The organism is Saccharibacillus brassicae (genome assembly GCF_006542275.1).
In the GTDB taxonomy this organism is placed as follows: domain Bacteria; phylum Bacillota; class Bacilli; order Paenibacillales; family Paenibacillaceae; genus Saccharibacillus; species Saccharibacillus brassicae.
The window spans coordinates 23,088-37,913 of the sequence record NZ_CP041217.1; the positions used below are offsets into that span (position 1 = coordinate 23,088).

The window sequence follows — 14,826 nt, forward strand, 5'->3', positions numbered from 1 at the left end:
TCACGCTCCCGCTTTCGAATGTTCGGCTATATGTTCGAGCATCGCGCCGTACAAAATGTCCAGGCCGCGGCGCAGATTGTCCGGATCGACCGTCAGCGGAGGCATGATCTTGATCACCGAGTCGTTGCGCCCTACCCGCTCCAGAATCAAGCCCCGTTCAAAACATTCGCCGACGATTTTGAGCGACAGATCGGGATCGCCGAGACCCGCCAGATCGACGCCCCAGATCATGCCGATGCCGCGAACCGCGATCCGGCTGCCGAATTCGGCTTCGAATCGGCCGAGCGCTTCGCGAATGATCGCTTCCTTCTCCAGCACGACGCGGTCCATGTCTATCTGCTCGCGCAGCTCAAGCGCGGCGGTCGCCGCGATAAACGCCGTCTGGTTGCCGCGGAACGTGCCGTTATGCTCGCCCGGGCTCCAAATGTCGTGCTCCGGCTTCATCAGCAGCAGCGACATGGGCAGCCCATAGCCGCTGATCGATTTGGACAGCGTGACCATGTCCGGCGCGATACCCGCCCGCTCGAACGAGAAGAACGTGCCGGTGCGGCCGCAGCCGACCTGGATATCGTCGCAGATCAACAAAATGTCGTGCCGCGCGCACAGATCGGCGAGCCCGCGCATCCATTCGGGCGTCACCGGCACGATCCCGCCTTCCGCCTGCACCGTCTCGAAGATAACCGCGGCCGGCTTGTCGATGCCCGAATGGTCGTCGTTGAGCACGTTTTCCATATACTGCAGCGTGTCGAACGTATCCATATAGCCGAACGGATACGGCATAAACGTCACGTGTTCGAGCGGCAGGCCCGCGCCTTCGCGGCTGCTCCGGTTGCTCGTCGCCGCAAGGCTGCCGAGCGACATCCCGTGAAAGCCGCCCATAAAAGAAAAGACCGACGATCGTTGCTTCACTTTGCGGGCCAGCTTGAGCGCCGCTTCGACGGCGTTCGTGCCCGTCGTGCCGCAAAATTGCAACTTGTATTCCAGTCCCCGGGGATTGAGGATGCCGCGGACGAATTTGTCGATAAAGAGGCGTTTCGTATCCGTGTACATGTCCAGCCCGTGCGTGACGCCGTCCGATTCCAGGTAACGGATCAGGCACTGCTTGATGTATTCGTCGTTATGTCCGTAATTCAAAGCGCCGGCTCCCGCAAAAAAGTCGATATAAGCTTTGCCGCTTTCGGCATACATGATGTCGTTCTTCGCCGAAACAAACACGTCTTGAAAGCTGCGGCAGTAAGAACGTACGTTGGACTCGTGAGCGTCGAAAATCAACATATACGGTCATCCCTCTCGGTGCGTAGTAGAAACGGGCGACGGCTTCAATATCCGGTTGATGGCTTGAACGACGCGGTTTGCGTGTTCGTTAATAAAAAAGTGGCTGCCTGCGAAGGCCTGGTAGGAAGAAGGGGAAAAGGTATGGCGGTCCCACTCGTTCATGGACGAACGATCATGGTCGGACTCGCTGTTGAACAAGGTGACCGGGCAGGCAAACAGCTTTTCCCGCACCGTTGGGAGGTAATTTTCGACCGCGCCGAAATCGCTGCGCAGCAGGCGGAACAAAAAGGAAGCGAACTCCGGGTCTTCGGTCAGCTGCCGGGGAATGCCGCCCAGCTCGAACATGCGCTCCCGGAACTGTTCTTCGGGCAGCAGATGATGCCGTTTCGGCTTGTAGAGATGGGGCGGAACCATGCCGGACAAAATGACGTGCTGCGGCAGGCGCTGCCCTTCGCGCTTCAGCCGGGCATACGCTTCCGTTACGACGTAGGCGCCCATGCTGTGGCCGAACATTGCGTACGGTTCGCCGCTGTCGTCGGCCGCGATTTTGCGCGCGACGAAGTCGGCCATTTGGCCGATCGTCGGCAGCAGTTCGTCGCCGGCGCGGCCGCTTCGGCCCGGCAGCTCGATCGGACACAGTTGGATCGAAGTCTCCAGCTCTTTTTTCCACTTCAGGTATGTAAAAGAAAAACCGCCGGCGTACGGGACCGTGTACAGCTTCATTGCGGCACCGCTTCCCGAACCGGGAACAGCCCGGCCAGCCGGTCGCGCTCGGCTTGACGTTCGTAGCCGAATGCCCGCGCATCCGGATAAGACGCGCGCAGCATGCGGGTCAGAATGCCGCCGCTGCCGAGTTCGACGAACGTATCGACGTTCTGTCTGAGCGCCCGTTCGATCGTTCGATGCCACTGCACAGGCGAGAGCAGCTGCGCGACCAGATAGTCCGCGACCGTGTCGGCGGTATAACAGTTCAGGTTAACGTTCGCGATAACGGGATACTTCGGTTCGGACAGCTTCAGCGCACGCAGATGAGCGCCGAATTCAACCGACGCTTCTTGCAGCAGCGGCGTATGGAACGGCGCGTTGCCGGGCATGCGCTTGACCGACGCTCCCCGCTCCTCGGCTATCCGCTCAAGCAGGTCCAGATCGGCCCGCACGCCGGCGACGCTGAGCTGGTCGGGCGCGTTGAAGCAGCTGACCCACACGCGCTTTCCCTGCCGGCGCAGTTCGGCGCACCGTTGTTCGATGACGTTCGCGTCGGTGCGGTAGATGACGCTCATCGCGCCGTCGCAGGCGATCGCCGCTTCGTGCGCCAGTTCCGAACGAAATGTGACGGTCTTCAGCGCCTGTTCGAACGTCAGCACGCCCGCGCAGGACAGCGCCGCGTATTCGCCGAGGCTGTGGCCCGCCATCAGCGCAGGGCGCTCGGCCCGTTCCGCGGTAAAATGACGAAAAGAAGCGGTGCAGGCGGTCACGATCAGCGGCGCGCTGATTCTAATGTCCCGCAGCGTGCTCTCGTCGCCGTCAAAACAAAGCCCGGCAACGTTAAGGTGCAGCAGATCCGAAGCTTCTTCGAACGTTCTTCTTACCTCTTCGCTCTCTCGATGCAGCTCTTGCAGCATACCGATACGCTGGGAAGATTGCCCCGGAAAAACGAACGCGAATTTGATCATGGCGGTTGCGTTCCTCCTAGATGTAAATTAAAAATGTTAAAAAATATGCGAAGTTTTTAATTATGTAATTCTTCCTTGAAAAAAGGAACTTCATACCTCCCCCATCGTAATGAGGCAGATCCGATTCGTCAACAGATTTCTAAAAACCTACTAGAAAACCTACCTCTTCCCAATCTTCTCTGCTATGGTTAGAGCATACCTACAGTCGGCAGGCCCGAATAAGGAGAATCCCGAATGAATCCAACCAAAAAAATCGTCATCGTCGAAGACGAACTGGACATTTCCCGGATCGTCACGAATTATATGGCGAAGCACGGCTACGAAGCGTCCGCGGCGTCCAACGGCGCGGACGGCCTGCGCATGATCGAGCTGCTCGACCCCGATTACGTCATCATGGACCTGACACTGCCCGACGCGGACGGTCTGGAACTGTGCCGCCAGATTCGGGAAACCAGAGAAACGCCGATTCTGATTCTCAGCGCCCGCGGCAGCGATACCGACAAAGTGCTGGGACTCGGCTTCGGCGCGGACGACTACATGACCAAGCCTTTTTCGCTCAGTGAACTGCTGGCGCGCATCAATGCCCATTTCCGCCGTTACGACAAAATGAAACAGGCCGCGGAACCGGTTCGCCTGCCGGAGGAGCCCGACGCGCAGCTGCGGATCGGCGAGCTGTCGATCGACAAAAGCGAGCATCGGGTCTCGGCCGGCGGCCGCGAGATCGCGCTGTCCGCCAAAGAATTCGACCTGCTGCTCGTGCTGGCCGAACACCGGAACCGCGTTTTTTCCAAAAGCGAACTGCTTGACCTCGTCTGGGGCTCCGACCGTTACGTCGACGAGAATACGGTCAGCGTCTACGTGCGGCGCGTCCGCGAGAAAATCGAAGAAAGCCCGTCCGATCCGCGCTATCTCAAAACGGTGTGGGGCGTAGGCTACAAACTATGCCCCTGAACGTCTGGATTCGCCGCAAGGCGACGACGCTCTTCGTGCTGCTGCTGCTGATTTTCGGAAGCGGTCTGTGGCTGCTGCTGGCAAGCGGCGTCCAGCATCCCGAAGCCGAACGCTACCCGGTCAACCGGGCCCGGCTGGCCGTCAGCGGAATCCTGTTCGAGCTGGAGCGGACCGGTCTGCAAACGCTGCGCAGCGATGCCGCCGCCCGCGCCGGCCTGCTGGAACGGTGCGAGCGGATCGGCGCCGAATTGACGCTGGTCGACCTGCGCGGCATCATCGCGTTCGATACATATGCGGCGGAATCCGGCGCCGTACCGCCGCAAGGCGCGGCTGTCGACCTGCGCAGCGCGCTCAACTACGAGGTGCACGCTTCGGCCGTGCCCGGCCGGCTCGCCGTCGCGTTTCCCGTCGTGGAGAACGGGGCGCAGACCGGAAGCGCGCTGTTCGACTTCGCGGCGGACGATCTTGCGCCTCCGGCCGAGCCGAACCGGGTCGGGGCGCCGCTGCTTGTCTTCGGCGCGCTGCTGTGCGCCGCGGCGTGGACCGTGTGGCGCTTCGGCCGCCGCCTGCGCGTGCGGACGGTGGAGCCGCTCGTTTCGCTCAAGCAGGCGGCGGAACGTATGCTGCGCGGCGAATACGAACAAAAAGCGGAGTATGCGGAGCCCGACGAAATGGGCGACCTGTATGCCGCTTTCGACCAGATGCGCCTGGAGATCCTGCATCTGAACCGCGAACGGCTGCGCCGCGAACGCATGCAAAAAGAACTCGTGACCGATATTTCGCACGATCTCAAAACGCCGCTCACGACGCTCAAAGCTTATATCGAAGTCATCGAAGAAGGGCTGTGCGCCGACATGGACGAAGTGCTTGACTATGTCGGCGTGATGCGCGTCCATACCGACAAAATGGTGCGGCTGACCGACGACCTGCTCGTGCATGCGCTGAACGAATTGGGGCAGATCTCCATCACGCCGCGGGAAAGCTACAGCCGCGACGTGTTCGGCGAGATTCTGCGCACGGTCGAGCGCGACGTCACGTCCGCCGGCATCGCTTACCGCGGGCCGGCCGGCCTGAGCGGCGCAGCGGCGGAAGCCGCAGCCGTCCGGCCGGACGCTGCGCTCCATACGGACCCATCCGGCATCCCGAACGTGCTTATTCGGGCGGACGTCCACCGCCTCGACCAGGTCGTCTCCAATCTGGTCTCCAACGCCCTCAAGCATACGCGACCGGGCGACGCCATCTCGATCGGATTCGAACGGCTGCCCGGCTTTCTTCAAGTCAGCATCGCCGATACGGGCCAAGGCATCGATCCTGCCGATATGCCGTTTATTTTCGAGCGGGCTTACAAAGGCGGCGCCGATCCCGGGGACGCCGGCCTTGAGCCCGATGCGGCTTCGCGCGCCGCAGCCGCCAGGCGCGAAGCCGGAAGCGGCCTCGGCTTGTCGATCTGCAAGACGATCATCGAAGCGCACGGCGGAAGCCTTTCGTTCCAGAGCCGCAAAGGCAGCGGCACCGTTTTCCATTTTACGGTTCCTCTCTGCTGAGAGCGGTCCTTCTCTGCGGACTGCGCTCCTGCTTCACGGATTGCCCCTCTTCTTCGCTGAAAAGAGCGCCGACGTTTATCGTCGGCGCTCAACGTGTCGAGAAAGTCTGATTCTGAACAAAGTGAGGAGGCGGAGGGAGAAATTCAGTGTAGGAGCGCCAGCGTTCGCCTTTGAAATCAGGAAAATCCCATTTAAATTTGATCCTTTTTCCTGATTTCAACACGCGACCGGAACGAATTTCTCCCGCAGTCGACAAGCTTCTCATACGTATAGGACTTTCTCGACAGCCTGAGCGCCGACGTTTATCGTCGGCGCTTTTTGCGCTGTAAGACTTTATTAAGATTTTCGTCAGATTTGCGAAAGATCGGTCTTGTATAGTGAAAAGTATGGAAGACATACGAGGAGGCCGTACGATGAACAAGCATGCCATTTTGCACGCATCGAATCTGTGCAAGACCTATTCGACGGGAAGCGAACAGTTCCATGCGATCAAAAACGTGGACCTGGACATTTACGAAGGCGACTTCACGGTCATCATGGGCAATTCGGGCTCGGGCAAGTCGACGCTGCTCTACCTGCTCAGCGGACTGGACGGGATCACGACCGGCGAAGTCTATTTCCGCAGCCAACGGATCGATACATACAGCGAGAAGCAAATTTCCAATTTCCGCACGCACAAAATCGGGTATATTTATCAGAGCATCAATCTCGTGCCGGATCTGTCCGTCGTCGAGAACATTTCGCTGCCCGGCTATATCGCCGGCGGCAAAAAAAGCGACGTGCGGGCCAAAGCCGTCTCGCTGATGCGGGCGATGGATATCGAAGGCCAGAAAGACCGGCTGCCGGCCCAGACGTCGGGCGGACAGCAGCAGCGGGCGGCGATCGCCCGGGCACTGATCAACGACCCGGAAGTCGTGTTCGCCGACGAACCGACAGGCAGCCTGAACTACGAACACGGCATGGCCGTACTCGACATTCTGACCGGGATCAACCGCAAAGGCCAGTCGGTCGTCATGGTGACGCACGATATCAAAGCCGCCTGCCGCGCGGACCGGCTCGTCTATATCCATGACGGCAAAGTCGCGGGCATTCTCGAATTCGAGAAATACGACGAAAAAACGCTGCCGGGACGCGAGGAAGCCATATTCGCTTTCGTGTCGGGGAAGGAGCAGCGCCATGTACGCCGTGTGGAAGCTTAGTCTCGCCAATCTCAAAAAAAGAAAAATCCAGAATTCGCTGATCGCCCTGCTCGTACTGCTGTCCACCCTGCTGCTGTCGACTTCGGTCATTTTGATCTCGAACACCGACAATCTGTTCACGGGCATGCACGAAAAAACGAACGGTTCCCAGGACATTTTGCGCTTGGACGGCGGTCTGCACGACCCGGAGAAGGTACATGCTTTCTGGGAAAAAGAACCCGGCGTGTCCGTGTCGAAGCTGCTTCCCTACCATACGCTGTCGGGCGTCTCGCATAACGGCAGCGACATCCCGAACCTGCTGCTGTTCATGATGGATACGCCACAGCGCCCTCTAGGCGTGGACGAACTGCTGCCCGCGCGCGGCACGCTCGGCGAGACGCCGGCAGCCGGGCAGGCGTGGATTCCGACCTCGCTCGCGTATTCGCACGATATCGCGGTCGGCGATACGCTCTCGTTCAAGACGAGCCAAGGAGCGCTGGAGCTGAACGTGTCGGCGGTCGTCGTCGATATTCCTTACGGCGGCCCGTTCTCGACCGAATCGCGCATCTGGATGAACGAAGCCGACTACGGCGGCCTGTCGGCTTCCGAAGGCGCGAAGTCTTCGTACATGATGGGTATCCGTTACGACAATTACGCCGACCGCCAAGCGCACTGGACGGCGTTCGAGCAGTTTCTCGGCACGCCGTATCTCGAATCGGTCATGACTTTTGCCGAGATCTCTTCGTTCTACCTGATCCTGAACCAGGTTATCGGCTTCGTCATGATCTTCCTCGCCGTCGTGATGATGGCGATCGCGCTGTTCACGATCGGCTTCACGATCTCGGATGCGATCCTGACGCAGTACCGGACGATCGGTGTGCTCAAGTCGCTGGGACTCACTTCCGGCAAAACGATCGGCGTGTATCTGATCCAGTACGCTTTCCTGAGCGCGATCGCGATCGTGCCGGGCTTGATTCTGAGCCGGTTCCTCTCGCGCATCATCGTCGACAGCACGCTGTCGTACCTCAAGACGGATACAGGTCAGCTTCCGCTGAGCGGTATGAACGCGGCGGCGCTGACCGGCGTGCTGATCTTCCTGCTCGTGCTGCTCTGCGTATGGGCTTACGGCAGACGCGCCCGGCACATCGCTCCGGTACAGGCGATCCGCTACGGCATGTCCGAGAGCGACAGCCGGCGGGAATCCCGCGGCATCGGCGCTTCCGGCAAAAGCCTCGTCGGCTTCGGCAGCCTGCCGGCCGTGCTCGTCGTCGGAGCGCGCAATCTGCTCAAAAATATCAAAACGTCCACGCTGATGCTTATTCTCGCCATGGTGACTTCGGCCGTGCTCGTGCTCGGGTACGTCGTGCTGAGCAGCGTCATGAACATTCAGCAGACGTCCCCGCAGTGGGGGTACGACAATTCCGATATTACCGTGCGGGTATTTGATCCGGCTTCGTTCTCCAAAACGGAATTCGAAGCCGGTCTGGCCGCGGACGACCGGATCAAAAACGTCTCCTGGCACAGCGGCGTCACCGGCGTGATCGAATCGCCCGAACGCGCAGCTTCGGAGAAGGCCGAGGACACGATGGGCGTCGTCGTCAGTATCGTCGAAGGCAGCTACGACGATATCGGGTTCGCCGTGCTTGAAGGCGCAAATCCCGTGAACCCGAACGAGACCGCGATCGGCGTGAACGTGGCCAAGACGCTAAGCAAAAGTCTCGGCGACACGGTCGAGCTGTACGTGGAAGGCCAGCCGCATGTGCTGACCGTAACCGGTATCTACCAGTCGGTCGCCAACTCCTCGAACTCGGTCCGGATCAAATCCGAGACGGTTCAAGCGGACAATCCGGCGTTCAGCGCGGCGGACGTCGCCTACATCAACCTGAACGATCACTCCCAGGCGGATACGGTCGTGCCGGAACTGAACGAACGGTATGCCGCTTCAATCAGCGCCGCTACGCAAAAGACGCTGCTTGATTCGGTGTTCCGGGAAGCGGCGACGACGCTTATTCTTCCGATGAGCTTTATGGGCGCCCTGTTTATCACGGTTACGCTGATTATTATCTACAGCATCTGCCTGATCAATATCCGCAAAGAAATCAAAACGTACGGCATCTACAAATCGATCGGCATGTCTTCGGGACAAATCCGGCGCTCCGTGGCGCTCGGCGTGTCGATCCTGGCGACGGTCGGCGCGCTCCTCGGCATCCTGCTCGGCGTGTACGCGCTGCCCGTCATTTTGGAAAGCATCCTGGCCGGATACGGCATGGTCGATCTGCCGCTCGTGTTCAACGGCGCAAGCGTCGCCCTGATCGCCTGCCTGAGTATTCCGGCCGCGGCTGCGGGATCGTGGCTGTCTTCGGGCATTATCCGAAAAACGTCGCCGCGTATCCTCGTAGTCGAGTAATCTTGTTGGAGGCACGCACATGACCGTCATTCATATGGTACGCATACCGGACACCCTCGACGCGCGGCATCTGGCCGCGCTGTCCGAACGCCTATCGCCGGCCAAGCGGGCGCGTCTGCTGCGATTTCGGCAGCCGGCCGACGCGTACCGGACGCTGTACGCCGACCTGCTCGTCCGCCGCGCGCTGCTGCGGACGTTCGGGCTGCGCAGCGACGAGATCCGGTTCGAGGACGGCCCGTTCGGCAAGCCGTTCGTCCCGGACCTGCCCACATTCGAATTCAGCTTGTCGCATGCCGGCGACTGGGCGGTCTGCGCCGTCGACGACCAGCCGATCGGCGTCGACATCGAACGGATGGACCCGATCGAGTTCGAGATCGCCCGCACCTTTTTCTCCCGTGAAGAATACGACGGATTGATGCGAACCGCTCCGGAACACCGGCTGAACCGCTTCTACGAACTGTGGACGATCAAGGAAAGCTTCATTAAGATGACCGGCAAAGGACTTCAGACGCCGCTCGATTCGTTCAGCGTGCGCAAGCGCGGGGAAACGTTCGAGCTGCATCAAGCGGACGGCGTTCTCCCCTGCCGCGTCGCTTCGTATTCGGTCGGAGACGCGTACAAGCTGTCCGCATGCGGTCTTGGCGGCACGCTGCCACCCAAGCCTGTCGCCCTTGACCGAAGCGAGCTGGAACACGATTTTCTGTAACGCCAAAAGCCGACAAGCTTAGCTTGTCGGCTTTTGGCTGTTTGTCAGCCTCGGGCTGTTTCCGGTTTCCCTTTTCCGTTCTAAATCGGTCTTCGCTCACGTCCCGTCTCTGCTCACACCCGTTCTTCGCTCAGCCGGCCCTGCTCCAAGCGCAGCACGCGGTCGCAGTACGGCAGAATCCGCTCGTCGTGCGTGACGATGATGCCCGCTTTGCCTTCGGCTTTGACCCGCTCTGCCAGCAGACGGGTCACCTCTCGGCCCCGGTCCGCGTCGAGGCTCGCCGTCGGCTCGTCGGCCAGCATGACCGACGGATCGTTCATCAGCGCCCGCGCGACCGCAACGCGCTGGCGTTCGCCCCCGGACAGCTTGTCCGGGTAATGGCGGCGCCGCTCCGACAGGCCGAGCCGCTCCAGCAGTTCGTCCGCCCGGCGGGCCGCCTGCCCGGTGTCGATCCGGGCCAGCTTCGCCACGAAGCGGAGCTGGTCTTCCACGTTCAGGTACGGCAGCAGATTCGCTCCCTGAAAAATAAACCCGATCTCGTGCAGCCGCAGCTCGGCCAGCTGGCGAGGGCTGAGGCCGCCCAGGCTGCGGCCGCCGATCCATACTTCCCCCTGGCTTGGCGTCAACAGCGCCCCGGCGATCGACAAAAACGTGCTTTTGCCCGAGCCCGACGGCCCGACTACCGCGACGAGTTCGCCCGCGGCGACCGAACAGGACAAGCCGTCCAGCACGGTCAGCAGCGCTTCGCCGTCTCCATAGGCGTGCGACACGCCGTTCAGCCGCAGTTTCGCGGCCGGCGCGATCCTCTTCTTCGCTTCCGTATTCATCTGCGTGTTCATGCTCCCGCCCTCCCGATCGCGTCAAGCGCGTCCGTTCGCGCGACTTTGACGACCGAGACCAGCCCGCCGAGCAGCGCCACGCCCAGAAACAATCCGCAGCTCAGCGCAATCGTGCCGGCTCCGAGCGCAAACGGCATCGCGGCCGGCAGGATCGATTTCAGGATCAGGACCAGACCGACGCTGATCGCGAGGCTGCCCGCCGACAGCACGAACACCTGGGCGATCACGCTGCCGGCCAAATAGCGGGTTCTGGCGCCGATCGCTTTCAAGATGCCGAACTGGCTCGTTTTCTGAATCGTGATCACGTAGAAAAATACGGCCAGCACGAACGCCGAGATCACGTACAAAAAGGCGATCATCATCAGCAGCGAAGACTGTTCGGCTTTGTGACCCGGAATAGCCGAGATCGCCTGCGCTTTCGTGATCACTTCCGCATCGTTCACCGCCGCGCCCAGCGCTGTCGCCTGCGCGCCGGACACGCGCAGCGCGATCGCGTTGTACGCCGTGTCGGCTTCGCCGCCGCGCGCCGCCATCAGCTCCGAGCGGTACGCCGCCCAATCGCTTTCACTCATCCAGGCCGCCGGCATATGGCTGTACGACCGGCCTTCCGCGAATCCGCCCACGGTCCATTTCAGCCCCGTCGCTTCGTCGACGAGCGTATCGCCGATCTGTACGCCCGACTTTTCCAGTTCGCGATCGGCGACGATCGTGCCCGGACGCGACGCGTCCAGCTTCTGCCCCGCGACGACGTCAGGCACGACCCAACCGCCCGCCCGGACACCGAACAGCGCGACATCGATCCGCCCGGACGCTTCTTCTCGCTGCACGGTCGTCATCTGGACGCCGAGCGGCTCCGCGCCGTCCGGTCCCGCCACCGCCTGCGCCGCTTCGACCTGCTCGCTGTGCAGCGAAGACCGCGCGAAGCGGGAATCGGACTCTTTTTGCACGATAAAATGATCCGCGGGCATCTCCCGCACGGCCGACGACGTCGCGCCGCCCAGGCCGTTCGCAAGCCCGGTCACGAACAGCACCAGAAACGACACCATCAGCATGATAGCGACGATCAGCGCATAGCGGGTTTTGGAAAAAACGATTTCTCGCAGTGCCAAAAACATGTTCGACTCCTCCTGTTTTCCGGCCGGACCCGCGCAGCCGCCGAGCGTGCCGCACTTGTCCGATCGCCGGATTGCTCCTTGACGCTTCTTGAGCATAGAGTTCGAACATGAACGGAGCATGAACGCCAAATTACAGTTTGGGCAGGCGGACGACGAAGACGGCGCCCTGCCCCGCTTCGCTCTCGGCCGCAATCGTGCCGCCGTGCAGCAGCACGATCTTTTTGGCGATCGCCAGGCCGAGCCCCGTACTGCCGCCGTCCGCCCGGGACGGATCGCCGCGGTAGAACCGGTCGAACAGCAGCGGCAGCTTCTCCGGCGGAATGCCGTCGCCCGTATCGGCGAAGCGGACGACGCATTCGGCGCCGTCCGCCTCCGCCGTCACCGAAATCGAGCGGCCGGCCGGAATATGCTTGACCGCGTTCGACAGCAGGTTGACCCATACCTGGTCAAGCAGCGTGGCGTCGCCCATCACCGCAAGCTCGGCCGGGACAGACAAGCCCAGCGCGATTTCTTTGTCGCTGAGCTGCCATTCCAGCACGTCGACGGCGCGCCGGATCTCCGTCTTCAGCCTGAGCGGGCTGCGGATCAGCCCGTCTTCCATCCGGTCGAGCGACGAGAGCAGCAGCAGCTGGCGCGCAAGCGACGACAGTCGGCGGCTCTCGTCCCCGATGATCGAAGCGAAATGGATGCGCCGGTCTTCGGGCAGATCGGGCGCCGCCAGTTCCGAAGCGAAGCCCCGGATCGAAGTCAGCGGCGACTGGATCTCATGCGAGACGTTGGCCACGAATTCGCGGCGCGATTGTTCCGCCTGCGACAGGCTGCGGCTCATCGTCATGAAGTGGCCGGCCAACTGGCCGATCTCGTCGCCGCGCTTCGTCGGCAGTTCGATATCGTAATGGCCGTCCGCGATGCGGCGCGTCGCGCCGGTCATCCGGGTGATCGGCTTGACCAGATAGCGGGTCGCGACGAGAAACAGCGCGATGCTGAACGCGACCGTAAGCAGCCCGATCATCGCGAAAAAGCTGCGCAGTTCGCCGAACTGCAAGATGACGTCGGGCCGCAGGAACAGCGCCGCCGGACGTCCGCCGAGCGTAAGCGGAACGCCGACCGTATTGCTGAGCCGGTTGTCGAAAAAGCCTGTGATGAACAGGCGGTTCGGAAAATCGGCGACGCCGTGGTATTCGCTTCCCGCCACGACTTCGTCGATCACGTTCGGATCGAGGTCGAGTTCGCGAAAGTCCCGGCCGTAGAAAGCTTCGCTGCCCTGCCCGTCGGTCACGTACAGTTCGTAGCCGAGCCCGGCCGCGCCGCTCAGATAAGGATCGGCGTCGCCGGGCAGCCGTTCCGCCATTCGTTTGACTTCGTAGGCGATGCCGGTCAGCTTGGCGTCGTTGAACGGCTTGAGCTTCACGTGATAATGGACGTTCGAGACGACAAAGCCGAGCAGCGCGCTTGCGGCGACGACGAGCAGCGTCGTCAGGCAGACGCGTACGTACAAGCTTTTGCCGAGACGCGGAAGACGTATTCGCCGCTTCACCTGCGCCCCACCTCCAGCTTGTATCCGATGCCCCGCACCGTGCGGATCGTAAAATCTTCCGTATGCTCGGCGAAGCGCTGGCGCAGACGCTTGATATGGACGTCGACCGTCCGTTCGTCGCCGTCGTAGTCCGCTCCCCAGACGAGCCGGATCAGATCGCCGCGTTCGAACAGCCGACCGGGATGCCCGGCCAACTGCGCAAGCAGCTCGAATTCTTTGAGCGGCAGCAGCAGCGTCGTATGGCCGTCGGTCACTTCGTGATTTTGGCGGTCGATCACGATCCGGTTCAGCTTGATCTGCTCGCTTGAAGCCAGCGAATAGCGGCGGAACAAAGCGTTCATGCGAAACAGCAGTTCTCTCGGCTCGAACGGCTTGGTGACGTAGTCGTCCGTCCCGTGCGCATAGCCGGCTTCCTTGTCCGCCAGCTGCTCGCGCGCCGTCAGCAAAATGACCGGAATATCGTACAGGCCGCGAATTTCCGTACACAGGTCAAGCCCGTTCACGCCGGGCATCATGACGTCCAATATCGCCAGATCGACCGGCGTTTCCGCCAGCAGGCGCGACGCTGCGTCCCCGTCTTCGGCTTCGAAGACCCGGTAGCCTTCCTGCGTCAGCACCGTTCGCAGCAGCGTGCGGATATGGGCGTCATCGTCGGCGATCAGCACTTTTTTCACATCTCGTCCCTCCCGCCTGCTTCGTTCAAGATCCGATCCGTGCGAAAAACGCGCCGCTCTCCACCATCGGGGAACAGTCGGTATGGTCGCCGGTCAGATTGATCTCGAAAATATAATCTTTGCCGGCCACGAACGGTTTCACCCGCTCCCAGTCGATCAACCCCGAGCCAAGCGGCAGCGAATCGTGCTTCTGCCCCATGCTGTCCACCAGATGATAATAACGCGCGTACGGAGCCGTTCGTTCCAGCACGTCGCACAGCTTGTCGTTGTCGCCCCGGAAACCGATAAACGTATGGCTCACGTCCACGTTCAGCGGCAGCTGCAGCGGAATAATCACTTCGTCGATCAAGTACGGATTGTTGTAGCAAAACAGTCCTTCCGTCGAATCTTCCCAGAGCAGCAGCCCGCTGTCGAAGCCGGGAATGGCCGATATCGCTGCGCGCAGCGCGATCGACGCTTCGCGTTCGGCCGGCGCCTGTCCCATCCCGACGTAATGCGCGTGCAGGACGCATCTCGCGCCTTCTTCCGCGCAGATCTTCAGCAGCTCCGCCGTCGATTCCCGGTAGAACCGGTGCATGTCCGGTTCCTCGCTCAAAATGTTCAGATACGCGCCCCGGTATTTCGAAGGATGGTGCATATAGGCTCCGATCCCTCGCCGCCGCATCTCCCGGATCCGTTCCCGGATCAAGTCTGTTCGCTCCATGTCTTCTTCCGTCAAATACAGTTCCACGATCTCCGGATCGTAGTCGAGCCGATTGTGGAAACTTTTGTCGTCGATGCCGCCTTTGAGTCGTATCCCTTCCCGCATGGTTCCGTCCTCCCGCACTCTCGTGTCATTTCTCTGTAGGGTCCCGCGTTCGTGCCCGTCTTGTTATGTCGCTGTTCTTATCTTAGCGAAAAGCCGGCCCGCTGACAAAGGCAAACGCG

13 protein-coding genes are annotated in these 14,826 nt (G+C 61.1%); 5 read left to right on the forward strand and 8 right to left on the reverse strand.

Translation table 11 applies throughout. From position 1 onward, the window contains the following. From ectB to FFV09_RS00030, 3 genes are read right to left on the reverse strand one after another with little or no spacing between them, the layout of a single operon-like run. Nucleotides 1-1,275 carry a diaminobutyrate--2-oxoglutarate transaminase gene (ectB, locus tag FFV09_RS00020; RefSeq protein WP_141445753.1) on the reverse strand — a complete coding sequence of 425 codons (1,275 nt, stop codon included), beginning with the start codon at nucleotides 1,273-1,275 and terminating at the stop codon, nucleotides 1-3. Nucleotides 1,276-1,281: 6 nt separating this feature from the next. Further along, complete coding sequence (locus FFV09_RS00025; RefSeq protein ID WP_141445755.1) at nucleotides 1,282-1,998, reverse strand: thioesterase II family protein; 717 nt, start codon at nucleotides 1,996-1,998, stop codon at nucleotides 1,282-1,284. Next, nucleotides 1,995-2,948 (reverse strand): ACP S-malonyltransferase, encoded by a 954-nt coding sequence (locus FFV09_RS00030; protein WP_141445757.1) that lies wholly within the window; start codon nucleotides 2,946-2,948, stop codon nucleotides 1,995-1,997. The genes FFV09_RS00025 and FFV09_RS00030 overlap by 4 nt, the downstream gene beginning before the upstream one ends. A 234-nt stretch (nucleotides 2,949-3,182) precedes the next feature. Here FFV09_RS00030 and FFV09_RS00035 point away from each other — a divergent pair, with 234 nt between their 5' ends. The 5 genes from FFV09_RS00035 (at nucleotide 3,183) to FFV09_RS00055 (ending at nucleotide 9,734) form a co-directional block, all read left to right on the forward strand. After that, entirely contained in the window at nucleotides 3,183-3,899 is a 717-nt protein-coding gene (locus tag FFV09_RS00035) for a response regulator transcription factor (protein WP_141445758.1), read from the forward strand. Beyond that, nucleotides 3,890-5,443 carry a HAMP domain-containing sensor histidine kinase gene (locus FFV09_RS00040; RefSeq protein ID WP_141445760.1) on the forward strand — a complete coding sequence of 518 codons (1,554 nt, stop codon included), beginning with the start codon at nucleotides 3,890-3,892 and terminating at the stop codon, nucleotides 5,441-5,443. The genes FFV09_RS00035 and FFV09_RS00040 overlap by 10 nt, the downstream gene beginning before the upstream one ends. A gap of 413 nt (nucleotides 5,444-5,856) precedes the next feature. Further along, the gene (locus tag FFV09_RS00045) at nucleotides 5,857-6,642 is read left to right on the forward strand and encodes an ABC transporter ATP-binding protein (RefSeq protein ID WP_141445762.1); all 786 of its coding nucleotides are present in this window, start codon (nucleotides 5,857-5,859) and stop codon (nucleotides 6,640-6,642) included. Further along, on the forward strand, nucleotides 6,620-9,028 hold the full coding sequence (locus FFV09_RS00050; RefSeq protein WP_141445764.1) for an FtsX-like permease family protein: 2,409 nt from the start codon (nucleotides 6,620-6,622) through the stop codon (nucleotides 9,026-9,028). Before FFV09_RS00045 ends, FFV09_RS00050 begins: the two co-directional genes overlap by 23 nt. 19 nt (nucleotides 9,029-9,047) lie before the next feature. After that, nucleotides 9,048-9,734: a 4'-phosphopantetheinyl transferase family protein gene (locus FFV09_RS00055; protein WP_141445766.1), complete on the forward strand. Its 687-nt coding sequence runs from the start codon at nucleotides 9,048-9,050 to the stop codon at nucleotides 9,732-9,734. Nucleotides 9,735-9,847: 113 nt separating this feature from the next. Here FFV09_RS00055 and FFV09_RS00060 read toward each other — a convergent pair whose 3' ends face one another. The 5 genes from FFV09_RS00060 to FFV09_RS00080 form a co-directional block, all read right to left on the reverse strand. Beyond that, the gene (locus tag FFV09_RS00060) at nucleotides 9,848-10,573 is read right to left on the reverse strand and encodes an ABC transporter ATP-binding protein (protein ID WP_246098431.1); all 726 of its coding nucleotides are present in this window, start codon (nucleotides 10,571-10,573) and stop codon (nucleotides 9,848-9,850) included. Further along, complete coding sequence (locus FFV09_RS00065; RefSeq protein WP_141445768.1) at nucleotides 10,570-11,688, reverse strand: ABC transporter permease; 1,119 nt, start codon at nucleotides 11,686-11,688, stop codon at nucleotides 10,570-10,572. Before FFV09_RS00065 ends, FFV09_RS00060 begins: the two co-directional genes overlap by 4 nt. 130 nt (nucleotides 11,689-11,818) lie before the next feature. Then, nucleotides 11,819-13,225 carry a sensor histidine kinase gene (locus tag FFV09_RS00070; RefSeq protein ID WP_246098432.1) on the reverse strand — a complete coding sequence of 469 codons (1,407 nt, stop codon included), beginning with the start codon at nucleotides 13,223-13,225 and terminating at the stop codon, nucleotides 11,819-11,821. Beyond that, nucleotides 13,222-13,899: a response regulator transcription factor gene (locus FFV09_RS00075; protein ID WP_141445770.1), complete on the reverse strand. Its 678-nt coding sequence runs from the start codon at nucleotides 13,897-13,899 to the stop codon at nucleotides 13,222-13,224. Before FFV09_RS00075 ends, FFV09_RS00070 begins: the two co-directional genes overlap by 4 nt. Before the next feature lie 25 nt (nucleotides 13,900-13,924). Next, a complete protein-coding gene (locus FFV09_RS00080) occupies nucleotides 13,925-14,707 on the reverse strand; it encodes an apurinic/apyrimidinic endonuclease family protein (protein WP_141445772.1) in 783 nt (260 codons plus the stop codon). Nucleotides 14,708-14,826 lie beyond the last annotated feature (119 nt).